Consider the following 25,418-nt stretch of genomic DNA (forward strand, 5'->3'; position numbering starts at 1 on the left):
CCGGGCACGGTCGTCCCGGGCACGGTCGGCTCAGCCGCGCGTGTCGTGCAGGACCGCCGTGAGGAACCCCAGTTCGCCCCGGTAGCCCTCCAGCCACTGGCGCCGGTGGGTGCGGGCGGCGTCCAGGGCGGCGGCGCGCTCGGCTCCGTCGGCCTCGGTCAGCGCCCACTCCGTCAGCGCACCGGTCCAGCACCACTCGTACTCGTCCCACTCGGCGAGCGTGGACAGGTGCGCGTAGCCGGGCTCGAAGCCGCAGCGCTGCACCTCGGCCAGCAGCCCGGGCAGGTCGGGCAGCTCGCCGGGCTCGGCGCCGAGACCGGCCAGCGCCGCGTCGCTGGGACCGGACTCCCAGAAGCCGTCGCCGAGGAGGACCCGGCCGCCGGGGCGCAGGGAGCGGCGGACGGCGTCGAGGGTCCCGGCCGGGCCGCCGAAGACGTGGGTGACACCGATGCAGACGACGGCGTCGAAGGGGCCGCCCTCCCAGGTCGCGGCGTCGGCCTGCACGAACTCGACGCGCCCCCGGAGCCCACCCATCGCGGCCCGGTCCCGTGCGGCGTCCAGGGCGGGGGCGGAGGTGTCCACCCCGACGCCGACCAGGCCCGGCTGCGCGGCCAGCAGCCGGAGCAGCCAGGCGCCCGCGCCGCAGCCGAGGTCGAGCACCCGGCCGCGCGGGGGTGGGGCCAGCCGCTCGAGGAGCCGGGCGAGCGCGTCGTCGGAGACCGGGGCGGCGACGGGGTGCCAGCGGTGCGCGACCGCGCTGACCACCGCCCTGTCCAGGGTGCTGTCCACCCGCGCAGTCTGGCGCAGCGGCCCGCCGCTCAGATGAGTCCGCGCGAGCGCAGGTCGCGCAGCTCGGCGAACACCCGCCGGCGGATGAGGTCCTCCCGCTTCTCGCCCAGGCCGACGAAGCGCAGGGACAGCTCCGCACGGTCGTCCTCACGGGGGTGGCGCCGCACGATCTCCGCCTTGGCCGACACCCTGGTCCCGTCGAGGTCCACGGTCACCGGGAGCACCGAGCCGACCTCCAGGGCCGCTGCCGCCTCCTGTCGGCCACCGAGGATGCAGCGCATGCCCCCCTCGCTGAGGTCGACGCTGGCCCCGGACAGGAGCGCGTCGCCGGCGCCCAGCTCGACGGAGACCGACAGGGGCGTGCGGACCGCGGACCGCCGCTGGCCGCGCGAGGCGGGGCCCACGACCCGGAGCCGCCAGCTCGGCGACTCCCCGGTGCGGACCTCGACGAGCTCGACCGGCAGGGAGCGCAGTTCCTCGGGGCCCCGCCAGATGAGCTCCATGCGCTCGCCCACGTCGAGGCGGACACGGCGGCGCGAGGAGTCCTCCCCGACGCTCACCACCAGCTCCCCGCCGGTGGCCTCCTCGACGAAGCTGGTCAGCACGTCGTCCCGGCTGACCGCCTTGACGTCGAGCACGCTCCGGTCCTCGGGATAGTCGACTCCCGGCGTCCCCATGGTCGCCCTCCTCGCTCACCTGGTCACACCTGGCCGGCGTGGCCTGACCCGCCCTGTGGCAGAAGTCCGCCCGGCGCGTCGCCGGACGGGGCCGGCCACCACGGCGGGCCCTCCGGTCACGGCACCGACATACATCGGCAGGAACGGCACGGACTCCAGTCGGGGGCACGGCTCGTTCCCTCGTCGGGGGGGTGTCGACGGCAGGCGCGCCCGGCGACACCGGCGGCGGCCGTGCCGACCCGCCGTCGGCCCGCCACGCCGGTCCGGTCACCGCCGCCGTCCCCATCGGCTGGAGCGACTCCGCGCAGCGACCACCCGACGCCGATCGCGCGCCGACGCGCGAGCCGGCCCCGGTCCGGCACCCGGAGTGGTTGACAGCCCGCGGTGCCCGTGCCGAGGTCGCCCCCAGGCCGACGCCGCAGCCCGCGCCGACCGGTGTCACGGGGAGGGGCGATGTTCGAGCGACTCGGCCGGCTGGTGTACCGCAGACGTCGGTGGGTGCTGGCGCTCTCCCTGGCGCTCGTGGTCTTCGCCGGGATCTGGGGCACGGGCGTCTTCGGGCAGATGACCGGGGGTGGGTTCGACGACCCCGGCAGCGAGAGCTCGCGGGCCGCCGCGGTGGCCGAGCGGGAGCTGGGCCGCAGCGCGGCGGACGTCGTCGTCCTGTACTCCAGCGAGGACCGCACCGTCGACGACCCCGGGTATGCCGAGGCGGTCACCTCCACCCTCGACGTCCTGCCCGACGGCGTGCTCCGGGTCGTGTCCTTCTTCGGCACCGGGGACCCGTCGCTGGTCAGCGAGGACCGACGCAGCACCTACGCCGTGCTCACCCTGCGCGGCGACGAGGACGAGCGAGAGGACGTCCTCGACGCCATCGAGGACGACCTGGCCGCCCCCGGCCTGACCACGCGGCTGGGCGGGGACGTGACCCTCAACCGGGACATGAACCTGCTGGTCAGCGAGGACATCGCGCTGGCGGAGACCATCTCGCTGCCCGTCCTGGCCGTGCTCCTCCTGGTGGTCTTCGGCAGCCTGGCGGCCGCCTGCCTGCCCCTGGTCATCGGCGTGACGGCGATCCTCGGCTCGTTCGCGGCCCTGCGCGCGTTCGCCCTGGTCACCGACGTCTCGATCTTCGCGGTCAACGTGGTGACCGTCCTGGGCCTCGGCCTGGCCATCGACTACGGACTGTTCGTGGTCAGCCGTTTCCGCGAGGAGGTCCGCAGGCAGCCGAGCATCGAGGACGCCCTGGCCCGGACCCTGGCCACGGCCGGACGCACGGTCGCCGTCTCCGGCGTCACGGTGGCGGTGTCCCTGGCCGGCCTGCTGATCTTCCCGCAGGTGTTCCTGCGGTCGATGGGCTTCGGCGGCATGAGCGCCGTGCTCGTCGCGATGCTGGCCGCGCTGACCCTGCTGCCGGCCCTGCTCGCCGTGCTCGGGCCCCGGGTGGACGCCCTGTCGATCCGGCGGGCGATCCGCCGCCGGCGCAGGCAGCCGGCCCACCTGGCCGTCGACCCCCACGGGACCTGGTACCGGATGGCCCGTGCCGTGATGCGCCGTCCGGTCCTCCACGGAGTCGCGGTGACGGCGTTCCTGGTGGTCCTGGCCCTGCCGTTCACCCGGGCGGAGTTCGGGGGCATCGACGTGCGCGCCATGCCCGAGGGAGCGGAGAGCCGCGTGGTCGCGGAGACCGTCGCGAGCGACTTCCCGCCGAGCCCGGCCGGCCCGGTCGAGGCGATCGTCGTCCTGCCGGGCGCCGCCGACTCGCCGGAGGGCGGCGCGGCACTGGAGTCGTACGTCGCGGCGGTGGACGCCGTTCCGGGCGTGGACGGCGCCTCGGTCACCGAGGCAGCCGGGAGCACGGCACGGGTCGCCATCGCCTCGGACGTCGGCGCGGTGGGCCCGGAGGGCCGCGACCTGGTGAGCGCTGTCCGCGGCATCGCTGCACCCGACGGGACCGAGGTCCTGGTCGGCGGCCCCAGCGCGCTCTACGCCGACCTGCTCGACAGCCTCGGCTCGCTGCTGCCGTGGATGGCCCTGCTCGTGGCCGCCACGCTCTTCCTCCTGCTGTTCCTGGCCTTCGGCTCGGTCGTGGTCCCGGTGAAGGCCATGGTGATGAACGTGCTCTCCCTGGGCGCCTCGTTCGGTGCCCTGGTGTGGATCTTCCAGGACGGGCACCTGTCAGGGGTCCTGGACTTCACCCCGACCGGCTTCGTCGAGGCGACCTCGCCGATCCTGGTGCTGGCCATCGTCTTCGGGCTGTCCATGGACTACGAGGTCTTCCTCATGTCCCGGATCCGCGAGCAGTACGACCTCACCGGCGACAACAGCGGGGCCGTGGCGACGGGCCTGCAGCGGACCGGCGGGATCATCACCAGTGCGGCGTTGTTGCTGGTCGTGGTGATCGGCGCCTTCTCGCTCTCCGGCGTCGTCCTCATCAAGATGATCGGCATCGCGATGTTCATCGCCATCGTCATCGACGCGACGATCGTGCGGACCGTGCTGGTGCCGGCCACCATGCGTCTGCTCGGCCACGCCAACTGGTGGGCGCCCGGACCCCTGCGCCGCGTCTACGCCCGGTACGGCATCGGGGAGCACGAGGGACCGCCGCTGCCCCGGCCGTCCCCGCTGGTCCACGCCGGCTGATCCCCGTCGGCTCGGCCGGGACCCGCCGGCGGAGCCGGCGGCGTCCCCCGACCCGCGTCGTGCCGGCCGCGCCGCACTGGAGGGACTCCCCGCGGGACCGGGATCCCGAGCGGGAGGGCCGGTCCGGCCGGCAGCCGGCCGAGGACCTCCTCGGCCGGACCGGGGCGACCGAGGAGGTAGCCCTGGACCCGGTCGCACCCCAGTGCGGCGAGCTCGCGCAGCTGGTCGACCGTCTCGACGCCCTCGGCCACCACGCGCAGCCCGAGCCCGCGTCCCAGGCCGATGACAGCGGCCACGACGGGGCCGTCACCGTCTGCCATGCCCGCCGTGAACGAGCGGTCGATCTTGACCTCGGTCGCCGGCAGCCGGCGCAGTTGCGTCAGGGACGACCACCCGGTCCCGAAGTCGTCGACGGACACACCGACGCCGAGTCCGCGCAGTCGCGCCAGGTGCCCGTTGCGCACGGCGGCCTCGGACAGCACGTGGCTCTCGGTGACCTCCACCGTCAGCGCCGGGCACGGCAGCCCGGTCTCCCGGAGGGTCGCCTCGACGAGGTCGGCGAAGCCGGGCTCGGCGAGCTGCAGCGGGGACACGTTGACCGCCACGTCCAGGTCCGTTCCCTCCCGCCGCCACCGCGCCACCGTGGTGCAGGCCTCGCGGAGGACGTGCGCCCCGATGTCCCCGATCAGACCGCCGGCCTCGGCGAGCGGCACGAAGACGTCGGGGGGCACCGGGCCCAGCTCGGGGTGCACCCACCGGACCAGCGCCTCCACGGCGGCGACTCGCCCGGTGACCAGGTCGAGCTGCGGCTGGTAGTGGACGGTGATCTCCCCGCGCCCCAGCGCGCCGTGCAGGTCGGTCTCCAGCCGCAGCTCGCGCGCGGAGGCGACGCCCGGGGAGCGACCGCCGTGCAGGCGGGCCTTGGCCAGCTGCAGCTCCTCCGCCGCCCGGCTCACGAGGCTCCGCGCCGCCGCGGGCACACCCGGGGTCGGGAGGGAGGCCGCACCGCCGGTCACGAGGTCGACGAAGACGTCCCGGCCGGCCACCGTCACCGGGGCGGCGAGGGCCGCGGAGACCCGGTCTGCGACCGCCGGGAGACCCGCCGCGGTGACGTCGGGGAGGGCGACGACGAACTGGTCCCCGCCGTAGCGGCCCAGCAGGTCCCCCTCGCGCAGCACCGACCGGAGCCGGTCGGCGACCTGGCGGAGGACCTCGTCGCCGGCCTCGTGGCCGAGGCTCTCGTTGATCCTGGTCAGCCGGCTGACGTCGCAGAGGAGCACCGCGCACGCGGCGTCCCCGTCGTCGCCGGCACCCGTGAGCTCCTCGAGGCGCGTCTCGAACGTCCCCCGGTTCGGGAGTCCGGTCAGGGCGTCGTGCGTGGCCTGCCACTCGACCTCGTGCGCCAGCCGGGTGTTCTCCAGGGCCACGCCGGCGATGCCGGCCAGACCCCACAGGCGCTCGACGAGCGTCTCCCCCAGCACGGCGGGGGGCTCCTGGTGCACCCAGTGGACCAGCACGATGCCGACGAACCGCTCCCCGACGGCGATCGGGACACCCGCCATGGCGCGCACACCGAACTCCGCCAGCACGTCGCGCGCCCAGGGGGAACCCGAGGCGTCGACGAGCATCGGCCGGCCGTGCCGGGCGATCTCGCAGAGCTCCGGGCTCTGCGAGGTGTCGGTCACGTAGCGGGCGATGCGGTCGGCCAGCTCGCCGCTCCAGCCGCTGGCCCCCGCGATCCGGACCGACTCGCGGCCGGACTCCCACAGGGCGACCGCCGAGCGGTCGGCCGAGGACAGCACGGGCACGGCGTCGGCGACCGCCTGGGCGATCCGCTGCACGGACGGCTGGCCGGCGAGGGACCTCGCCACCGCGAGCAGCAGGCGGGCGGTCTCCTCGTGTTCCCGCGCCTCGGCGAGCAGCGCCGACGTCCGCAGCCCCACGGCAGCGTGCCGGGCGAAGGCCGCCAGCATCGCCTCGTCCTCGGGGAGGAACGCCTGCCCCGGCCGCAGGACGGCGGCGAGGACCCCGTGGGTGCGGTCCGCGGTGGCCACCGGGACGGCCAGCACCTCGGCGTCGCCGACCCGCTGCAGGCCGGGCTCCAGTGGGGTGTCGCCGAGGTGGTCCGCGACCTGCGCGCCCAGACCCCGGGCCCGGACGTGGCGCGTGCCGTCCGGCAGGCGCACGTCCAGCAGGTGGCCGGGAGCGTGCAACGCCCGGTCCGCCCGCGACGTGATCCGCTCCAGCGTCTGCTCGAGGTCCGCGTCGCCCGCCAGGTCGCCGACGGCGTCCTGCAGGATCCCCAGCCGCTCGTCGGACAGCAGTGCGGCGTCCAGGTCCGGCCGCGCCGCGCGCCGCCGTCCGCGGGAGGCCCTGCGGCGCGGCTCCCAGCTGACCTCGTAGACGCACTCGGGCGCGCCGTCGACCTGGCAGGACCCGTGCCGGACCTCCGCCGGGGGGAGGCCGAAGACGACGGGCACCTGCCGGAGCATCCCGGTGTTGTAGTCGCAGTCGACCCGGTTCGGGGCGTTCGGCGGCAGGACCCGCCACCCCACGCGGGCGGCGCCCGTTCCCACGCCGAGGCAGCGGAAGACCGTGGCGGTGTCCAGGCGGGTGGACACCCGCGACACCGAGCGCAACACGGCCTCCGGCGACCCCAGCGCCCGGACGACCGCGCGGAACGGCGCGAGCGCCTGGTCGCGCAGCGCGGCCTCCCCGAGGCGCAGCCCGATCCCCGGGTCCGCGAGCTCGGCGGCCACGGCGTCGAGGAGCGCCGCCTTGACCGCGTACGTCACCCGGCCGTGGAGGGCCTGGAGCTCCGCCCTCCGGTCGCTCAGCCCGGCCCGTGCCAGCACCCGGTCGGCGCAGTCCTCGTTCCCGAGCTCGCCGGCCAGGCGCAGGACCAGGCGGGTGGTGAGCGTGGACGTTCCGGCGTCGTGGTGCACGGGGGCCTCCTCCGGTGCGACGTGGTTCGCGCACCGAGGACGGGTATCGGCCGGTCCGGTTCCTCCTTCGAGGCCGCGGCGCCCCGATCCCCCTCGAAGGGGCGGGCCCGGGGACCGGTCAGGCGCGCACGTAGGCCGCCAGGTGCTCGCCGGTGAGGGTGGAGCGGGCGGCCACGAGGTCGGCCGGAGTGCCCTCGAAGACCACCCGGCCACCGTCGTGGCCGGCGCCGGGACCGAGGTCGACGATCCAGTCCGCGTGCGCCATCACCGCCTGGTGGTGCTCGATGACGACGACCGACCGGCCGGAGTCGACGAGCCGGTCGAGCAGGCCCAGGAGCTGCTCGACGTCGGCGAGGTGCAGGCCCGTGGTCGGCTCGTCCAGCACGTAGACGTCGCCGCTCTCGGCCATCTGCGTGGCGAGCTTGAGCCGCTGCCGCTCGCCGCCGGACAGCGTCGTCAGCGGCTGGCCCAGGGTGAGGTAGCCCAGGCCGACGTCGGCGAGGCGGGAGAGGATCGTGTGCGCGGCCGGCAGCCGCGCCTCGCCGGCGCCGAAGAACGCCTCGGCGTGGGCCACCGACATCGCGAGCACCTCGCTGATGTCCCGGCCGCCGAGCCGGTACTCCAGCACCGAGGCCTGGAACCGCTTGCCCTCGCACTCCTCGCAGGGCGACTCGACGGTCGCCATGACGCCCAGGTCGGTGAAGATGACGCCGGCGCCGTTGCAGGTCGGGCAGGCGCCCTCGGAGTTGGAGCTGAACAGCGCCGGCTTGACGCCGTTGGCCTTGGCGAAGGCCTTGCGGATCGGCTCGAGCAGGCCGGTGTAGGTCGCCGGGTTGCTGCGCCGCGAGCCGCGGATCGCGCCCTGGTCGACCACCACCACGCCGTCGCGGCCGGCGACCGAGCCGTCGACCAGCGAGCTCTTGCCGGAGCCGGCGACGCCCGTGACCACGCAGAGGACCCCGAGCGGGATGTCGACGTCCACGTCCCGGAGGTTGTGCGTCGACGCGCCGCGGACCTCCAGCACGCCGGTCGGCGGGCGGACCTCGTCCTTGAGCGCGGCCCGGTCGTCGAGGTGGCGGCCGGTGGTGGTGCCGCTGGCCCGCAGCCCCTCCACGGTGCCCTCGTACACCACCTGGCCGCCGCCGGTGCCGGCCCCGGGACCGAGGTCGACGACGTGGTCGGCGATCGCGATCATCTCGGGCTTGTGCTCGACGACGAGCACGGTGTTGCCCTTGTCCCGCAGTTGCAGCAGCAGGCCGTTCATCCGCTGGATGTCGTGCGGGTGCAGCCCGATGGACGGCTCGTCGAAGACGTAGGTGACGTCGGTGAGCGACGAGCCGAGGTGGCGGATCATCTTGGTCCGCTGCGCCTCGCCGCCCGACAGGGTGCCGGCCGGGCGGTCGAGCGAGAGGTAGCCCAGCCCGATCTCGGCGAAGGAGTCGAGGAGGTGGCGCAGCCCGCTGAGGAGCGGCGCGACGGACGGCTCGTCGAGCGCGCGGACCCACTCGGCCAGGTCGCTGATCTGCATCTCGCAGAGGTCGGCGATGTTCTTCCCCCGGATCCGCGACGACCTGGCCTCCGGGCTGAGCCGCGTGCCCTCGCACTCGGGACAGGGCTGGAAGGTGATCACGCGCTCGACGAAGGCGCGGACGTGCGGCTGCATCGCCTCGACGTCCTTGGACAGCATCGACTTCTGGATCTTCGGGATCACGCCCTCGTAGGTCAGGTTGATGCCCTCGACCTTGATCTTCGTCGGCTCCTTGTAGAGGAGGTCGTGCAGCTCCTTCTCGCTGTACTCCCCGATGGGCTTGTCCATGTCGAAGCCCGCGCCGGCGAAGATCCGGCCGTACCAGCCGTCCATGCTGTAGCCGGGGACGGTCAGCGCGCCCTCGGCCAGCGACCTGCTCTCGTCGTAGAGCGCCGTCAGGTCGAAGTCGGAGACCGAGCCCATGCCCTCGCAGCGCGGGCACATCCCGCCCATGTAGACGACGTCGCGGACGACGGCCTTCTCGACCCGGCCGCCCGCCTTCTCGGTGCTCATCACCCCGCTCGCCCTGCGCGTCGGGACGTTGAACGAGAACGCGGTGGGGGGACCGATGTGCGGCGCGCCGAGCCGGCTGAACAGGATGCGGAGCATCGCGTTGGCGTCGGTGGCGGTGCCGACGGTGGAGCGCGGGTTGGCGCCCATGCGCTCCTGGTCGACGATGATCGCCGTCGTCAGCCCCTCGAGGAGGTCGACCTCGGGCCGCGCCAGCGTGGGCATGAAGCCCTGCACGAAGGCGCTGTAGGTCTCGTTGATCAGCCGCTGAGACTCGGCGGCGATCGTGCCGAACACCAGCGAGCTCTTCCCCGACCCGGAGACGCCGGTGAACACCGTCAGCCGGCGCTTGGGCAGCTCGACGCTGACGTCCTTGAGGTTGTTCTCGCGCGCTCCGACCACGCGGATCACGTCGTGCCCGTCGGCGGCGTGCTGCGCGGGTGACAGCGGGCCGGTGCTCGTGGCGGTGCTCATCGTCTCTCCGTCCGGTGGGCGCCGCCGTCGTCGGCGCGTTCGCTGTCTACTCGCTCGGGCTGACGATCGGGACGGCGCGACGCCCGTCCGGTCGACGCGGTGCACCCGGCCGCGGGTCGGTCCGACCAGCGGCCGTCGCACACCGGCCCGCGGCCGGGGAGCCCGCCGGCCTCCCGCCACGCCCGGGGTCGGCGCGGGGTGACGCGGGACCAGCGGTACGGCGTGGCCGGGTCACGGCCGCTCCTGGATGCGGACCATGTTGCCGGCGGGGTCCCGGAAGGCGCAGTCGCGCACGCCGTAGGGCTGCCGGGTCGGCTCCTGGACGACCTCGGCGTCGCCGGCCTGCAGCCGCTCGAAGACGCCGTCGAGGTCCCCGGTGGCGAGCACGACGGAGGCGTAGGTGCCCTTCGCCATCATCTCGGTGATGGTCCGGCGCTCCTCGTCGGTGATCCCCGGGTCCGCGGCCGGCGGGTGCAGGACGATCGCCGTGCCGGCGCCGCCGGCGGGGCCGACCGTGAGCCAGCGCATGCCCTCGTAGCCGACGTCGTTGCGGACCTCGAAGCCGAGCGTGTCCCGGTAGAAGGCCAGGGCGGCGTCGGGGTCGTCGTGCGGGAGGAAGGTGTAGTGGATGGTGAGGTCCATGGCGATCACGCTAGGGACGGCGCGTCGACCGGCGCTTCTCGATTCCTGACCGGTCGGGTGACCTGCTTGGCCACGCACGCGGGGATGCCCGCCGTGGCCTCCGCCGCCCGGCGCCGGTAGGTGCTCGGCGACATCCCGACCAGCTCGGTGAAGCGGGTGCTGAAGGTCCCCAGCGACGAGCAGCCGACCGTGAAGCACACCTCGGTGACGCTGAGGTCCCCCCGCCGCAGCAGCGCCATCGCGCGCTCGATGCGCCGGGTCATCAGGTAGCTGTACGGCGACTCGCCGTAGGCGGCCCGGAACGCGCGGCTGAGGTGGCCGGCCGACACGTGCACGCCGCGGGCGAGCGCCTCGACGTCGAGGGGCTGGGCGTACTCCCGGTCGATCCGGTCGCGGACGCGGCGCAGCCGCGCGAGGTCGCGCAGGCGCTGCTCGGTCGCACTGCCGCTCACGGCAGGATCGTGCCACGGGCCGGCGGCGTGTCCCGGCGACCGGGACACCGGAGGGTGGAGAGCCGCCTGTCGGAATCGAACCGACGACCTTCTCATTACGAGTGAGATGCTCTACCGACTGAGCTAAGGCGGCGGGCGTACGAGCACCAGCCTACGACACCGCCGTCCGCGCCCCGCGCAGGCCCGGCGGTCAGGCGGCGGGGAGGCGGAGCGCCACGGTGAGCGCCTCGACGGCGATCTGCGGCTTCACGTTCTGCTCCAGCGCGGTCCGGCACGCGAGAACCGCGTCGATCCGGCGCAGCGCCCCCTCGGCACCGATCCGCCGGGCCAGCTCCTCGGCGTCGGCCCGCCGGTCGGGGTGCGACAGCACCGGGGCCTGCTCCCCTGCCGCGGCCAGCACCAGCGCGTCGCGGTACAGCCCGGCGAGGTCGACGAGGGCCCGGTCCAGCGAGTCGCGGCCCAGCCGCGTGGCGCGGCTCTTCTGCCGCTTCTCCAGGTCCTTGAGGACGCCGGCGCCGCCCCGAGCGGCGGCGACACCGGGCCCCCGCGCGCCCACCCCGAGGCTGGTCTTGACCGCCTCGGTCTCGGCGCCGTCGAGGACCGCGGTGGTCCGGTCGGACTCCTCCTTCGCCGAGCTGACCAGGTCGTCGGCGGCGTGGAGGCAGGCGGCCAGCGAGACCAGGGACAGCGGGACGTCGAGCACGGCCTTGCGCGCCAGCCGGGCACCCTCGTCGCGGGCCAGGTGCCGGGCGCGCCCGACGTGGCCCCCGGCCGCGGCCGCCGCCCAGGACGCCAGCGCCGCGTCGATCCCGTCGCGGCGCACCAGCACGTCGGCGACGGCGTCGACCGGCGGTGTCCGCAGGCCCACCACGCGGCAGCGCGAGCGGATGGTGACCGGCACGTCGTCGGGGTGCAGGCTCGGCGCGCAGAGCAGGAACACCGTCCGCGGCGGCGGCTCCTCGATCATCTTGAGCACGGCGTTGGACGCCTGCTCGGTCATGCGGTCGGCATCCTCGACCACCACGACCTGCCAGCGGCCCTGCGACGGCGCGCGGCCGGCCAGCCGCACGAGCTCGCGGGCCTCGACGACGCCGATCGACAGCCCCTCGGGGACGACGGTGGCGACGTCGGCGTGGCTGCCGGCGAGCACCGTGCGGCACTGGTGACAGGTCCCGTCGCCGCCGTCGGGGCACTGCAGGGCGGCGGCGAAGGCCCGCGCGGCCACCGAGCGACCCGACCCGGGTGGCCCGGTGAACAGCCAGGCGTGGGTCATCGCCGTGGGGTCGGCGACGGCGGCCCGCAGTTCCGCGACGACCGCGGGCTGGCCGATCACCTGCGCCCAGACGCCGTCGGGCGCGCTCACGCGACCCTCCCCGGGAGCAGCGCCGCGACCCGCTCGCGAACGGCGTCGGCGAGGTCGTCGGCGGGGCGCTGGGCGTCGAGCACCAGGTAGCGCGCGGGCTCGCCGGCCGCGAGGTCGCGGAAGGTGGCGCGGACCCGCTCGTGGAACTCCAGCGACTCCGACTCCAGGCGGTCGGCGGCCGCCCGGCCGCGGGCGCGGGCGAGGCCCGCCTCGGGCGGCAGGTCCAGCAGCACGGTCAGGTCGGGCACCAGCCCACCGGTGGCCCAGTGCGACAGCCGCCGGACCTCGGCGAGGGCGAGGGCACGCCCGGCGCCCTGGTAGGCCAGCGAGCTGTCCACGAAGCGGTCGGTGACGACCACCTCGCCGGCGTCCAGCGCCGGGCGGACGACCGTGTCGACGTGGTGGGCGCGGTCGGCGGCGTAGAGCAGCGCCTCGGCGCGCGGCGAGAGGCCGGCCGACGCCGGGTCGAGCAGCAGCGCGCGGATGCGGGCACCGGGCGGGGTGCCGCCGGGCTCGTGGGTGACCCGCGCGGGCACCTCGACCAGCCCCAGCCAGTCGAACAGCCGGCGCACCTGGGTGGACTTGCCGGCTCCCTCCCCGCCCTCGAAGGCGACGAACAGGCCGCGGCCGGGCACGCGGGCGGAGGCGTCGATCGGGGGCTCCCGGGGTGCTCGAGGAGGGGTGCGGCGGCCGGTCCACGGTACCGGCCGGGGCCGACACGCCCGCCGTCCCGACGGCCTAGCGTCGCGCGGGTGGACGCTCCCTGGGACCCCGGCACCTACCTCCGCCACGCCGGCGAGCGGGCCCGGCCGTTCGCCGACCTGCTGGCCCGGGTGCACGCGGAGGAGCCCCGCGAGGTCGTCGACCTCGGCTGCGGCACCGGGGAGCCGGCCGCGGCGCTCGCGCGGCGGTGGCCCGGCGCGCGGGTCACCGGCGTCGACTCCTCGCCGGAGATGCTCGCCGCGGCGGCCGCGCACGCCGTCCCCGGGCGCGTGCGGTTCGTCCGCGGCGACGTCCGCGACTGGCGGCCCGACACCCCGGTCGACGTCCTCGTCAGCAACGCGGTCCTGCACTGGGTGCCCGGGCACGCCGACCTGCTGGCGCGCTGGGCCGGGGCGCTGGCACCCGGCGGCTGGCTGGCGCTGCAGGTGCCCGGCAACCACGGCGCCCCGACCCACCGGCTGCTCGCCGACCTGTGCACCGCGCCGCGGTGGGCCGGCCGGCTCGCGGCGGCCGCTCCCCCGCCCGACCCGGTCCTCACGCCGGCCGGCTACCTCGACGTCCTCACCCGGGCGGGGCTGGCCGCCGACGTCTGGGAGACCACCTACCTGCACGTGCTGCGCGGCCCCGACCCGGTGCTGGGCTGGGTGCGCGGGACGGTGCTGCGGCCGGTGCTGGCCCTGCTGGGCGACGACGCGGCCTCGTTCAGCTCCGAGTACGGGGCGGCGCTGCGCGCGGCCTACCCGGCCCGGCCCGACGGGACCACCGTGCTGCCGTTCCGCCGGGTGTTCGCCGTCGGCTCGCGCGCAGAAAGTACTTGACCGGGTGGAAAGTAGTTGCCACTCTGTCCTGCACCCGATGGAGGAGGCCGCCGTGACCGTTCCCACGCCCGAGTCCGCCGCCGCGCTGCTGGCCGAGGTCGACGCCGCCCGGACGCGCGTCCGCCAGGGCGCCGGCCCGGCCGCGTCGGCCTTCCTCGTCACCCTGGGCACCGCGAGCGCCGGCTTCTTCCTCGCCCAGCCGCTGGCCGGCAGCGAGCGCGGGGTCGGCGCCGCGGCGACGGTGTTCGTCCTCGCCGTCCTGGGTGCCGCGGCGGCCCTGCTGGGCGGCCGCGGCACGACGCGGGCGGGGTTCTCCCCCCGGTTCGGCCTGGCGATGGGTCTGTGGGGCGCGGTGCTGGCGGTCGGGCTCGCGGTGGGGCTGACCGTGCCGGGGCTGGCCTACGACTGGTCGTGGTGGGCGCCGCTGGCGGTCGCCGTCGCGGCGCCCTGCCTGGTGGGGGCCTGGCGGGAGCGGCCCCGGTGACGGCTGCGGGACACCCGCGGCACGCGCTCGACGAGGTCATCCACGCGCCGGTCCGCTTCTCGGTGATGGCCACGCTCGCCGCTGCCGAGGAGGCGGAGTTCGGCTTCGTCCGCGACGGCGTTCAGGTCAGCGACTCGGTGCTGTCGAAGACGGTGGCCACCCTGGAGCGGGCCGGCTACGTCGAGGTCCGCAAGGGCTACGTGGGCAAGCGGCCGCGGACGTGGCTGCGGCTGTCCGGGGACGGCCGGCGGGCCTTCGACGCGCACGTGGCGGCGCTGCGGGCGATCGCGGAGGGCCGGGCGCTCAGCGCGGGGTGAGCCGGTAGGCGTCGGTGCGGTGGGGCAGGTCGAGGACGTCGCGGCCGCGGGTGTCGGGATGGGTGGCCAGCAGGTCGCGGATGCCGCCGAGGAAGGCGGCGCGCGCGTCGGCGGTCATCGTCGCCACGTAGCTGCGCGTGCCGATGCCGCCCACGACCTGCTCGGGCGTCACCCGCTGGACGATGGCCGACCCGGCGGTGGCGACGTCGGCCGGCAGGGCCGCGGCGAACCGCGCGACGACGCCCTGGTCGGCCTCGTGCCCGCGCGCCTCCGCGGCCAGCGCGGCACCGAGCGCGGCCACCCACGGGACGGTCTCGTCGCGGACGTTCCACACGAACCCGACCACGCCGCCGGGCCGCAGCACCCGGCGCAGCTCCGCCGCGGCGGGCTCCGGGTCGAACCAGTGCGCGGCCTGACCGGCGACCACGGCGTCGACGGAGGCGTCGGGCACCGGGATCACCTCCGCCCCGCCGACCTCCACGGGGATCCCGGGGTGCCGGGCGGACAGCTGGCCCAGCATCTCCGCCGACGGGTCGACGGCCAGCACCTCGTGCCCGGCGGCGACGAGGACGTCGGTGAGCAGGCCGGTGCCGGCGCCGAGGTCGAGCACGCGGCGCGGCCGCCCGCCGAGCAGGAACGCCACCGCGTCGGGCGGGTAGCCCGGCCGGTGCGCGGCGTACTCGGCCGCGACCGACCCGAACGACGTGCGCCGCTGGTCCCAGTCGGCGGGGTCGGTCGTGCCGGTCACGGCCGCCTCAGCCGGCGGGGACGGCGTCGGACGAGGCCTTCTTCGCGGTGCTCCTCGTGGCCGCCGTCTTCTTCGCCGCGGTCGCCTTCTTGGTCGCGGTCGTCTTCTTCGCCGCGGTCGTCTTCTTGGCGGTCGTCTTCGTGGCCGCCTTCTTCTTGGTGGCCGCGGGCCGGCTGCGACGGTCGGCCAGCAGCTCGGCGGCGCGGTCGAGCGAGATGGTCTCCACCTCGTCGCCCTTGCGCAGGCTGGCGTTGGTCTCGCCGTCGGTGACGTAGGGCCCGAAGCGGCCCTCGCGGACGGTGATCTGGCCCTGGGTCACCGGGTCGGGGCCGAGCTCCTTGAGCGGGGCCGCCGCCGCCCGCCGGCCGCGCTGCTTGGGCTGGGCGAAGATCGCCAGCGCCTCGTCGAGGGTGACGGTGAACAGCCGGTCCTCGCTCTCCAGCGAGCGCGAGTCGGTGCCCTTCTTGACGTAGGGCCCGTACCGGCCGTTGAGCGCCTGGATCTCCTCGCCGTCAGGGGCGGTGCCGACGGTTCGGGGCAGCGTGAGCAGCTGCAGCGCCTGCTCCAGCGTGACCGTCTCCGGCGACATGGACGCGAAGAGGCTGGCCGTGCGGGGGCTCTCCTTGCTGCCCTCGGGCACGACGGTGGTGACGTAGGGGCCGTAGCGGCCGGCCTTGACCACCACCCGGGCGCCGGTCTCGGGATCGGTGCCGAGCTCCCGGTCCCCTGACGGCGCGGCGAGCAGCTCGGCGACCTTGTCGGCGGTGAGCTCGTCGGGCGCGAGGTCCTCGGGGATGCTCACCCGCGCGCCGTCGTCGCCGCCGGCCTGCAGGTAGGGGCCGTAGCGGCCGACCCGCACCACCACGGGCTCGCCGTGCGGGCCGGTTGCGCGCAGCGGGATCGAGTTGACGCCGCGGGCGTCGATCTCCTCGAGCTCGTGGCCGATGACCTGCTTGAGGCCGCCGGAGGCCGCGATGCCGCCGGCGTGCCGGCCCTCGCCGCCGAAGTAGAACTCCGTCAGCCAGTCGACCCGGCCCAGCTCGCCGCTGGCGATCTCGTCGAGCTCGTTCTCCAGCGAGGCGGTGAAGTCGTAGTCGACGAGCGCGGCGAAGTGCTGCTCGAGCAGGTTCACCACGGCGAAGGCGGTGAACGAGGGCACCAGCGCGGAACCCTTCTTCCACACGTACCCGCGGTCCTGGATCGTCTGCATGATCGACGCGTAGGTCGACGGGCGGCCGATGCCGAGCTCCTCGAGCCGGGCGACCAGGCTCGGCTCGGTGTAGCGCGACGGCGGGCTCGTGGTGTGGCCCTTGGGCTCGAGCTCGCGGGTGTCGAGCTGCTGGCCCCGTTCGACGCGGGGCAGCCGCCGCTCGGCGTCGTCGCTGCCGTGCTCGTCGTCGGACCCGGCGGCGCTCTCGTCGCGGGACTCGACGTAGGCGCGCAGGAAGCCCGGGAAGGTGATGGTGCGCCCCGACGCGGTGAACTCGACCCGCTCGTCGGTGGTGCTGCGGCCGGCCAGCCGGATGCTGACGGTCTGGCCCACCGCGTCGGCCATCTGCGAGGCCACGGTGCGCTGCCAGACCAGCTCGTAGAGGCGGAACTCGTCGCGGGCGAGCTGGCCGGCGAGCTGACCGGGGGTGCGGAAGGAGTCACCGGCGGGGCGGATCGCCTCGTGCGCCTCCTGCGCGCCCTTGGCCTTCTTGCTGTAGCGGCGCGCCTCGGCGGGCACGTAGGCGTCGCCGTAGAGCTCGCGGGCCTGGGTGCGTGCGGCGTTGATCGCCTCGTTGGAGAGGTTGGTCGAGTCGGTCCGCATGTAGGTGATGTGGCCGTTCTCGTACAGCCGCTGGGCCACCCGCATGACCTGCGCCGAGGACCAGCCGAGCTTGCGCCCGGCCTCCATCTGCAGCGTCGAGGTGGTGAACGGCGCGTAGGGGCGGCGCCGGTAGGGCTTCTCGTCGACCCGGCTGACGGTCACCTGGCGGCCCTCGAGCCGGGCGGCCAGCCCGCGGGCGCCGGCCTCGTCGAGGTGGACGACGTCGCCGGTGACCTGGCCGGTGGCCGGGTCGAAGTCGCGGCCGGTGGCCACGCGGCTGTCGTCGACGCTGACCAGGCGGGCGCGCAGCGTCGTCGGCTCCCCCGCGTCGGCACCGGTGCGCCCCGGGACGGTGAAGACGCCGTCGAGGGACCAGTAGTCGGCCGACGTGAACGCCATCCGCTCGCGCTCCCGCTCGACGACGATGCGGGTGGCCACCGACTGCACGCGGCCGGCCGAGAGCTTGGGCAGGACCTTCTTCCACAGGACCGGGCTGACCTCGTAGCCGTAGAGCCGGTCGAGGATGCGGCGGGTCTCCTGGGCGTCGACGAGGGCGGTGTCGAGCTCGCGGGGGTTCGCCACGGCGCGGGCGATGGCCTCGGGGGTGATCTCGTGGAACACCATCCGGCGGACGGGGACCCTCGGCTTGAGCGTGTCGACCAGGTGCCAGGCGATGGCCTCGCCCTCGCGGTCCTCGTCCGTCGCGAGGTAGACCTCGCTGGCGTCCTTGACCAGCTGCTTGAGCCGGCTCACCTGCTGCTTGCGGTCGGGGCTGACCACGTAGAGCGGCTCGAAGGCGTTGTCGACGTCGACGCCGAGACGGGCCCACGAGGCGCCCTTGTGCTCGGCCGGGACGTCGGCGGCGTTGCGCGGGAGGTCGCGGATGTGGCCGACGCTGGCCTCGACGACGTAGCCGTTGCCCAGGTAGCCGGCGATCTTCCCGGCCTTGGTCGGGGACTCCACGATGACCAGCGGACGACCACCCCCGGCAGCGGCGCCCCGGCGGCGGGCGGGCGTGCTGGTGCCACCGGCGGTCTCGTCGGCGGGCTGGCCGTTCTTCGCGGTCTTCGTGGGCACGGTGCTCCTGTCGGTGGTGCTGGTCGCGGCAACGCGGTACGCGGTCTGGTCGTCACGCGGTGCGCCCCCCTCGGCGGGCCACGGTAGGCCACGACCGCGGAACGCAACCGGCTGGCGACCCCGCGCGGGCGCGCCGTCACCGCGTCCAACGGTGCAGGAGCGCGACTGTTCCCCGCCTCCCCCGCACGGATCGGGGCCGGCTCAGTCGCCCTCGCGCACGTCGGCCACCACCTCCCCGATCGCGGCGAGGGTGGGCCGGTCCCGCTCGAGGTACCAGGTGTGCCAGGTGTCCCAGTCGACCGGGAGCGGCGTGGCACCGAAGTCCCCGTGGTCGGTCTCCGTGCCGTGCACGTCGAACAGCCAGGTGACGGGGTCCATCGGCGAGGAGGCCTCGTAGACCTCCTCGGCCTCCAGCTCCGACGCGACGTCGTCCATCCCCGGGCTGCCCAGGAGGACCAGGGCGTCGGCCGCCAGCTCACCGGCGACCTCCGCCGCACGGTCCACCACGACCGTTCCGTAGCTGTGGGCGACGACCGTGACCCGCGGGAGCCCGCTGCCGCGGTCGGGACCGGCCGCTCGCGTCGCGGCGAGGCCCGCCAGGTCACCGGCGAGGGCCGCCCCACCGACGGCGGCCCGTCCCTCCACCCAGGCCGTCGGGGCGACGACGCTGCCCGGCGGGCGGTACCCGAGCCAGGCGACCGTGGCCACCGAGGCGGCGGGCGCGGCGGCGCGGGCGGCGTCCGCCACCGCCCGCGCGTCGTCGCCCAGGTCCCCCAGGTCGCCGACGTCGTTGCCCACCCCGGGCACGTACACCCCGACGTCCTCGGCGGTGTCGAGGTCGCCGTAGACGACCGCCACCAGGGACTCGTCGGCGTCGAACGACCACAGCTGCACCGGGCGGCCGGCGGCCTCCTCGCGGTCGAGCTCGGCCGCCACGACCGCCGCCGTCGCGTGCCCCGCCGCGGACGGGTCCTCCAACGCCCGCTCCAGGAGCAGCCGGTTGGCCCGGTCGCGCGCCCAGGCCGGCAGACCGTCCAGGCTGCCGACGAGCCGGGGCTCGACGAGGGTCAGCAGGTCCCGCGCCGGCGTGGACATCCCCGCCCACCAGGCGGCGACGGACTCCGGCGACGTCCCCGCCACGGGGAGACACGCCGGCCGCCAGGTGCCGGCGAGGGCGACGACCCCGGCGAGGGCGGCGTACCCCCGGGAGCCACCCCCGCCACCACGCCGACGGAGCCGAGCGGCGTGGCGGAGTCGGCCGCGCTCGCGGCGGCGCGGGCGGCGGCACGGAGGGCGTCGGCCGCGGTCCCGGCGACCCGCTCGGCAGCGGCCGCCCGCTCCGCGATCGCCGCGTGGTGGTCGGCCAGCGCCTCCGGTGTCGCGCCCGGCGCCGGTGCCGCGGCCGCGGGGACCACGACCCCGCCCGCCTCGTCGACGGTCACCCCGAGGGCCGCCGCCTCGGCGAGCGCCTGCCCGGCCAGGTCCTGGGCGGTGCGGGCCTCCCGGACCGTGTCCTCCAGCCGGTCCAGTGACGTCGCGAGCGCGCCGGTCACCGCCGTGACCACACCCGACACCTCGCCCAGCGCCAGCGCGGCGGCCTGCCCGGCGTCCCCGGACCAGCACTCGGCGTCTTGCAGGGCCCGCGCGACCGCCTCCATGCGCCCGCGCCACGGGGGCAGCCGCTCGGTGACCACCCCGAGCCTGGAGACCGCGCCGTGGAGCAGGGCGACGTCCCAGGCGGCGACCGCCGTCAGGCCCGGGGCGCTCACCGGGTGCCTCCGGGCAGTGCCGCCCGGGCGGCCAGCACCCGGTCGGAGACGGCGGCGTCGGCGAGCCGGTAGGACAGCACCGCCCCGAGCAGTGCGGTGGACGCCGCCTGCGCCCCCGCGACGAGGTCGGCGACGAGCACCGCCCACAGCTGCCCGGTCGCGCCGGCCTGCTCGGACACCTCGCCGGGCGCCGCCGTCGCCAGCGAGACGGCGGTGGAGCCGCACAGGTCGGCGTCGTCGGACAGCTCGGCGGCGAGTGCGGCGAGCTCCTCGCCCAGCGCCTGGACGGCGTCGAGCTGGATGGCGATCGGTACGGACAACGGCCCTCCCGGCGTCGGAGCCGGACCGCGGTGGTCCGGCGCCGCGGACGCTAGGGCGGCACCGCGCCCGGACCGGTCCCGTCGTCCACAGCCGGCCGGCCGTCCACATCCGCCGCCGCGGGCCCCCGCCCGGCCGCCCCGGGCGGAGGCTCGCGCGGTGGGCTCAGGTCGCGGAGGAGGTGAGCGTGTCGGCGGGCTCCTCGCTCGCGCCGCCGACGACGACCGAGCGGCGCTTGGACACGATCACCGCACCGATGACCACCAGCGCCGCGGCGGCGGCGATGAGCAGCCGCACCGTGGTGTTGGCGTCCTCGCCGACCGAGAGCGTGACGACCGCGGGCGCGATGAGCAGCGCGACGAGGTTCATCACCTTGAGCAGCGGGTTGATCGCGGGGCCGGCGGTGTCCTTGAACGGGTCGCCGACCGTGTCGCCGATGACGGTCGCCGCGTGCGCCTCGCTGCCCTTCCCGCCGTACTCGCCGTCCTCCACCATCTTCTTGGCGTTGTCCCAGGCACCGCCGGAGTTGGCGAGGAACACGGCCATGAGCGTGCCGGTGGCGATGGCGCCGACGAGGTAGGCCGCCAGCGGGCCGAAGCCCAGCCCGAAGCCGACCGCGACGGGGGCGAGGACTGCGAGCAGGCCGGGGGTCGCCAGCTCCCGCAGCGAGTCCTTGGTGCAGATGTCGACGACGGCGGAGTAGTCGGGCCGCTCGCTGTAGTCCATGATCCCGGGCCGCGTGCGGAACTGCTCCCGGACCTCGAACACGACCCGCCCCGCGGCGCGGGACACGGCGCTGATGGCCAGGCCGGAGAAGAGGAAGACGACGGCGGCCCCGATGATCGCGCCGACGACGTTGTCCGGCTCGACGAGGCTGAACGACTGCGCCAGGTCGACGTCGCCGAGGGCCGTGCGCACCTGCTCGTTGTAGGACCCGAACAGCGCCGCCGCGGCCAGGACGGCGGTAGCGATGGCGATGCCCTTGGTGATCGCCTTGGTGGTGTTCCCCACCGCGTCGAGGTCGGTCAGCACGCGCGCGCCGTCCTCGTCGATGTCGCCGGACATCTCGGCGATGCCCTGGGCGTTGTCGCTGACCGGCCCGAAGGTGTCCATGGAGACGATGACGCCGGCGGTGGTGAGCAGGCCGCAGCCGGCCAGGGCGACGGCGTAGAGCGCTGCACCGCCACCGACGAGGAAGGCGCCGTACACCGCGCCACCGATGAGCAGGGCGGCGTAGACCGCCGACTCCAGGCCCAGCGAGATGCCCGAGAGGACGACGGTCGCCGCGCCGGTGAGCGAGCTGCGGCCGATGTCGCGGACGGGCTTGCGCGAGGTCTCCGTGAAGTAGCCGGTGAGCTGCTGGATCGCGGCGGCCAGGACGATGCCGATGAGGACGGACACGAAGCCGAGGACCTGCGGGTTGACCACCGAGTCGGGGACGTCGGCCACGCCCGGCAGCACGGTGAAGGCCGCGACGACGACGAGCACGAGGGAGACCACCGCGGAGGTGAAGAAGCCGCGGTTGATCGGCGCCAGCCCGCTGGAGTCGTTCTTGCCGGGGTTGCTGGCGAGGATCCCGACGACGGAGGCCAGCACGCCGATGCCGGCCACGACGATCGGGAAGACCATGCCGTCGGCGCCGAAGAAGACCTGTCCGAGGATCAGGGCGGCGACCAGGGTGACGGCGTAGGACTCGAAGAGGTCCGCGGCCATGCCGGCGCAGTCACCCACGTTGTCGCCCACGTTGTCGGCGATGGTGGCGGCGTTGCGCGGGTCGTCCTCGGGGATGCCGGCCTCGACCTTCCCGACGAGGTCGGCACCGACGTCGGCGGCCTTGGTGAAGATCCCCCCGCCGACGCGCATGAACATGGCCAGCAGGGCGCCGCCGAAGGCGAAGCCCTCGAGGACGACCGGCGCGGTCTCGTCGAAGAGCAGCAGTGCCAGGGAGGCACCGAACAGGCCGAGGCCGACGGTGATCATCCCGCAGACCCCGCCGGTCCGGTACGCGATGCGGAAGGACGGCCGGTAGCCACCGCTCTGGGCGGCGGCCGCGACACGGACGTTGCCGCGCGTGGCCAGCGTCATGCCGATGAAGCCGACGGCGGCGGAGAACAGCGCGCCGACGAGGAAGAAGACGGCCCTGGCCAGCCGCGTGCCCCAGCCGCCCTCGGACACGGGGAGCACCAGCAGGAGCAGGAAGACGACCACGGCGAAGACCGCGAGGGTGCGGAACTGCCGCCGCAGGTAGGCCCCCGCGCCCTCCTGCACGGCCCGGGCGATGTCGCGCATGCGGGTGGTGCCCTGGTCGGTGGCCAGGACGGCGCGCACGAGGGACCAGGCGAAGACGAGCGCAGCCAGCGAGACGACGAGGGCTGCCGTCACGAGGACGACGTCCCCGCCGGAGAGATCATTGTCCGGCATCAGTACCTCCCAGCGGTCGGCTGCCGCCGGGCGGCTCGCGTCCCCGGTCGGCGGAGAGCACGTCGGCGAGCGGGACCGCCCGGGGACGCCGCGCGAGTGTAAGCGAGATCACACTCCCCGTCTGCCCCCTCGGCGGACGCCCTCGGACGGGACGGCGACGCGCGGGCGGCGGGTTGCCCCCGGATGTGACAGTGGTGGGGTGACCACGCTCCACCCGGTCCGGCCGGCTGCTCCCCCACCCGGCCGCGAGGGGTCATCGGGGGTGACGTGTCCCGGGAGGCGCCGGCGGGCGCCGCGCCGGCCGTCCACGGGTCGGCCGCCGGCCACGGGTCCGCCGCGTCGTCCCCCGGCAGCGTGCCGCCGGGCGCGGAGCTGCTCGAGGACCTGCTGGCCGGCACCGCCGAGGAGGAGTCCCCGGTCACCCACGTGCACCGGCTCGCGGTGCGACAGAGCCGGACCCTGCCCTGGCCGGAGTGGGTCGACCCCTCGCTGCGCGCGCGGCTGGAGCAGCAGGGGGTGCGCGAGCCGTGGCGGCACCAGGTCGAGGCCGCCCAGCTCGCCCGCGAGGGCAGCTCGGTCGTGGTGGCCACGGGCACCGCGTCGGGCAAGTCCCTGGCCTACCAGCTGCCCGCGCTCACCCGCCTGGTCGAGGACCCGCGCGCCTGCGTCCTCTACCTCGCCCCCACCAAGGCCCTGGCCCGCGACCAGCTGGCCTCGGTGGCCGCGCTCGCCGACCCGTCGGTGCGCCCGGCGGCCTACGACGGCGACACCCCCGCCGAGGAGCGCGACTGGGTGCGCCGCCACTCGCGCTGGATCGTCACCAACCCGGACATGCTGCACCGCGGCGTGCTGCCGGCCCACCAGCGCTGGTCGTCGACCCTGCGGCGGCTGGCCTACGTCGTCATCGACGAGTGCCACGCCTACCGCGGTGTGTTCGGCTCGCACGTCGGGCACGTGCTGCGGCGGCTCCGGCGGATCTGCCGCCGCTACGGCGCCGACCCGGTGTTCGTGCTGGCCTCGGCGACCGTGGCCGAGCCGGCCGCGGCGGCGACCCGGCTGGTCGGCGCGCCTGTCGTCGCCGTCACCGACGACGGCTCGCCGCGCCCGGGCGCCACCTTCGCGCTGTGGGAGCCGCCGCTGACCGAGCACACCGGTGAGCACGGCGCGCCCCTGCGCCGGTCGGCCGCCGCGGACACCGCCGGGCTGCTGGCCGACCTGGTCGAGCGCGGCGCGCGCACGCTGGCGTTCGTCCGGTCGCGGCGCAGCGCCGAGACGGTGGCCGAGCAGGCCCGCCGGCTGCTGGCCGACCGCGGCCGCGGCGACCTCGTCCGGCGGGTCGACTCCTACCGCGGCGGCTACCTGCCCGAGGAGCGCCGTGAGCTCGAGCGCGCGCTGTCCGCGGGCGACCTGCTCGGCGTGGCCACCACCAACGCCCTCGAGCTCGGCATCGACATCGCCGGCCTCGACGCCGTGGTGCTGGCCGGCTACCCGGGCACGCTGGCCTCCCTGTGGCAGCAGGCCGGCCGCGCCGGACGCGCCCAGCGCGAGTCGCTCGTCGTCTTCGTGGCCCGCGACGACCCGCTGGACCACTACCTCGCCCACCATCCGCGGGCGGTCTTCGGCCGGCCGGTGGAGGCCACCGTCACCGACCCCGCCAACCCCTACGTCCTGGGCCCGCAGCTGTGCTCGGCGGCGGCCGAGCTCCCGCTGACCCCGGAGGACCTGCCCGACTTCGGCGGCCTCGTGGCCGAGGCCCGGCTCGAGGAACTCGCCGCCGCCGGCGACCTGCGGCGGCGACCGGCCGGCTGGTACTGGGCCGGCCGCGGACGTCCCGACGTCGACATCCGCGGCAGCGGCGGCGAGCCCGTGGCGATCATCGAAGGGGACACCGGGCGGCTGCTCGGCACCGTCGACGGCGGCGCGGCCCACTCGACCGTGCACACCGGCGCGCTCTACGTGCACCGCGGGGACACCTTCGTCGTCGACGAGTTCGACCCCGAGGACGCCTGCGCCGTCGTGCACGCGGAGAACCCGGAGTGGACGACCGTGGCCCGCGACGTCACCGACCTGTCGATCGTCGCGATCGAGCGGACGCGCCGGCTCGGCACGGTCACCGCGCACACCGGCGTCGTCGACGTGACCAACCAGGTCGTGGCCTACCAGCGGCGGCGGGCCGGCACCGGCGAGGTGCTCGCGGAGTTCCCGCTGGACCTGCCGCCGCGCCAGCTGCGCACCCGCGCGGTGTGGCTGACCCTCGACGCCGACGCGGTGGCCCGCGCGGACGTCGACGACCTGGCGCTGCCCGGCTCGCTGCACGCCGCCGAGCACGCCGCCATCGGGATCCTGCCGCTGCTGGCCACCTGCGACCGCTGGGACCTCGGCGGGCTGTCGACCGCGCTGCACCCCGACACCGGCACCGCGACGGTGTTCGTCTACGACGGGCACCCGGGCGGTGCCGGCTTCGCCGAGCGCGGGTACGCCGCCCTGCGGCGGTGGTTGCGGGCCACCCGGGCCACCGTGGCCAGCTGCGAGTGCGACAGCGGCTGCCCGTCCTGCGTCCAGTCGCCCAAGTGCGGCAACGGCAACGACCCGCTGGACAAGGCCGGCGCCGTGCGCGTGCTCGACGTCGTCCTCGACGAGCTGGCCGCCGAGGACACCGAGGACACCGAGGACACTGAGGACACCGGGGGCACCGGGGACGACGGCCCGGCCGGCGGCGGGACCGGCACCACGCACGTCATGCCGACCGGTCCGGTCCGCGGCCTGCTGCGGCGGCCCGGCGTCGGCCGGCCGGCCGTCCGTCCGGAGGCCGAGGCGGGGGATCCGCCCACCCCGGAGGGACCCACCGACGCCGGCGGCGGGTACGTCGAGGACGACCTGGTCTTCTGAGCCGTCCGGCAGCACCGG

Annotated in this window: 19 protein-coding genes and 1 tRNA gene; 5 read left to right on the forward strand and 15 right to left on the reverse strand. The window is 75.7% G+C overall.

The window, feature by feature from the left end; all coding sequences use genetic code 11:
• Nucleotides 1-30 precede the first annotated feature (30 nt).
• Both JD79_RS03560 and JD79_RS03565 read right to left on the reverse strand, forming a co-directional pair.
• The gene (locus tag JD79_RS03560; RefSeq protein WP_245899627.1) at nt 31-789 is read right to left on the reverse strand and encodes an SAM-dependent methyltransferase; all 759 of its coding nucleotides are present in this window, start codon (nt 787-789) and stop codon (nt 31-33) included.
• A gap of 29 nt (nt 790-818) precedes the next feature.
• Nucleotides 819-1,466 carry a PilZ domain-containing protein gene (locus JD79_RS03565; protein WP_110004413.1) on the reverse strand — a complete coding sequence of 216 codons (648 nt, stop codon included), beginning with the start codon at nt 1,464-1,466 and terminating at the stop codon, nt 819-821.
• A gap of 453 nt (nt 1,467-1,919) precedes the next feature.
• On the opposite strand from JD79_RS03565, the gene JD79_RS03570 reads away from it, so the two are divergent.
• A complete protein-coding gene (locus JD79_RS03570) occupies nt 1,920-4,109 on the forward strand; it encodes an MMPL family transporter (protein WP_110004414.1) in 2,190 nt (729 codons plus the stop codon).
• Here JD79_RS03570 and JD79_RS03575 read toward each other — a convergent pair.
• From JD79_RS03575 to tmk, 7 genes are all read right to left on the reverse strand, one after another.
• Nucleotides 4,034-7,054: an EAL domain-containing protein gene (locus JD79_RS03575; RefSeq protein WP_110004415.1), complete on the reverse strand. Its 3,021-nt coding sequence runs from the start codon at nt 7,052-7,054 to the stop codon at nt 4,034-4,036. The two genes, JD79_RS03570 and JD79_RS03575, sit on opposite strands and share 76 nt — an antisense overlap.
• 118 nt (nt 7,055-7,172) lie before the next feature.
• The gene (locus tag JD79_RS03580; RefSeq protein WP_110004416.1) at nt 7,173-9,566 is read right to left on the reverse strand and encodes an ATP-binding cassette domain-containing protein; all 2,394 of its coding nucleotides are present in this window, start codon (nt 9,564-9,566) and stop codon (nt 7,173-7,175) included.
• A 231-nt stretch (nt 9,567-9,797) separates the two neighbouring features.
• Complete coding sequence (locus tag JD79_RS03585; RefSeq protein WP_146220377.1) at nt 9,798-10,208, reverse strand: VOC family protein; 411 nt, start codon at nt 10,206-10,208, stop codon at nt 9,798-9,800.
• A 5-nt stretch (nt 10,209-10,213) separates the two neighbouring features.
• Nucleotides 10,214-10,660: a helix-turn-helix transcriptional regulator gene (locus JD79_RS03590; RefSeq protein ID WP_110004418.1), complete on the reverse strand. Its 447-nt coding sequence runs from the start codon at nt 10,658-10,660 to the stop codon at nt 10,214-10,216.
• Between the two features lie 60 nt (nt 10,661-10,720).
• A tRNA-Thr gene (locus JD79_RS03595) sits at nt 10,721-10,793 on the reverse strand.
• Between the two features lie 57 nt (nt 10,794-10,850).
• Nucleotides 10,851-12,023 (reverse strand): DNA polymerase III subunit delta', encoded by a 1,173-nt coding sequence (locus JD79_RS03600; protein WP_110004419.1) that lies wholly within the window; start codon nt 12,021-12,023, stop codon nt 10,851-10,853.
• Complete coding sequence (gene tmk / locus JD79_RS03605; protein ID WP_245899630.1) at nt 12,020-12,658, reverse strand: dTMP kinase; 639 nt, start codon at nt 12,656-12,658, stop codon at nt 12,020-12,022. The genes JD79_RS03600 and tmk overlap by 4 nt, the downstream gene beginning before the upstream one ends.
• Nucleotides 12,659-12,775: 117 nt before the next feature.
• Between tmk and JD79_RS03610 the strand changes: the two genes are divergently transcribed.
• Genes JD79_RS03610 through JD79_RS03620 form a run of 3 tightly spaced genes read left to right on the forward strand, consistent with a single transcriptional unit; the run spans nt 12,776 to nt 14,365 of the window.
• Entirely contained in the window at nt 12,776-13,564 is a 789-nt protein-coding gene (locus JD79_RS03610) for a trans-aconitate 2-methyltransferase (protein ID WP_110004420.1), read from the forward strand.
• A gap of 52 nt (nt 13,565-13,616) precedes the next feature.
• Entirely contained in the window at nt 13,617-14,048 is a 432-nt protein-coding gene (locus JD79_RS03615) for a hypothetical protein (RefSeq protein ID WP_146220378.1), read from the forward strand.
• Nucleotides 14,045-14,365: a winged helix-turn-helix domain-containing protein gene (locus JD79_RS03620; protein ID WP_245899632.1), complete on the forward strand. Its 321-nt coding sequence runs from the start codon at nt 14,045-14,047 to the stop codon at nt 14,363-14,365. Before JD79_RS03615 ends, JD79_RS03620 begins: the two co-directional genes overlap by 4 nt.
• Here JD79_RS03620 and JD79_RS03625 read toward each other — a convergent pair.
• The 6 genes from JD79_RS03625 to JD79_RS03650 form a co-directional block, all read right to left on the reverse strand.
• Nucleotides 14,352-15,113, reverse strand: a complete 762-nt coding sequence (locus JD79_RS03625; RefSeq protein ID WP_110004422.1) for a class I SAM-dependent methyltransferase — start codon at nt 15,111-15,113, stop codon at nt 14,352-14,354. The two genes, JD79_RS03620 and JD79_RS03625, sit on opposite strands and share 14 nt — an antisense overlap.
• 7 nt (nt 15,114-15,120) lie before the next feature.
• The gene (gene topA, locus JD79_RS03630; RefSeq protein WP_110004423.1) at nt 15,121-18,003 is read right to left on the reverse strand and encodes a type I DNA topoisomerase; all 2,883 of its coding nucleotides are present in this window, start codon (nt 18,001-18,003) and stop codon (nt 15,121-15,123) included.
• Nucleotides 18,004-18,204: 201 nt separating this feature from the next.
• Entirely contained in the window at nt 18,205-19,098 is an 894-nt protein-coding gene (locus JD79_RS03635; RefSeq protein WP_146220379.1) for an alpha/beta hydrolase, read from the reverse strand.
• On the reverse strand, nt 19,071-19,772 hold the full coding sequence (locus tag JD79_RS03640) for a hypothetical protein (protein ID WP_110004425.1): 702 nt from the start codon (nt 19,770-19,772) through the stop codon (nt 19,071-19,073). The genes JD79_RS03635 and JD79_RS03640 overlap by 28 nt, the downstream gene beginning before the upstream one ends.
• The gene (locus tag JD79_RS03645) at nt 19,769-20,092 is read right to left on the reverse strand and encodes a hypothetical protein (protein ID WP_110004426.1); all 324 of its coding nucleotides are present in this window, start codon (nt 20,090-20,092) and stop codon (nt 19,769-19,771) included. The genes JD79_RS03640 and JD79_RS03645 overlap by 4 nt, the downstream gene beginning before the upstream one ends.
• A 163-nt stretch (nt 20,093-20,255) precedes the next feature.
• Nucleotides 20,256-22,511 (reverse strand): sodium-translocating pyrophosphatase, encoded by a 2,256-nt coding sequence (locus tag JD79_RS03650; RefSeq protein WP_110004427.1) that lies wholly within the window; start codon nt 22,509-22,511, stop codon nt 20,256-20,258.
• A gap of 267 nt (nt 22,512-22,778) precedes the next feature.
• Between JD79_RS03650 and JD79_RS03655 the strand changes: the two genes are divergently transcribed.
• Nucleotides 22,779-25,400, forward strand: coding sequence for a DEAD/DEAH box helicase (locus JD79_RS03655; protein WP_211307850.1), 2,622 nt, complete (start codon nt 22,779-22,781; stop codon nt 25,398-25,400).
• Nucleotides 25,401-25,418 lie beyond the last annotated feature (18 nt).

It is taken from the genome of Geodermatophilus normandii (assembly GCF_003182485.1).
Classification (GTDB): Bacteria; Actinomycetota; Actinomycetes; order Mycobacteriales; family Geodermatophilaceae; genus Geodermatophilus; species Geodermatophilus normandii.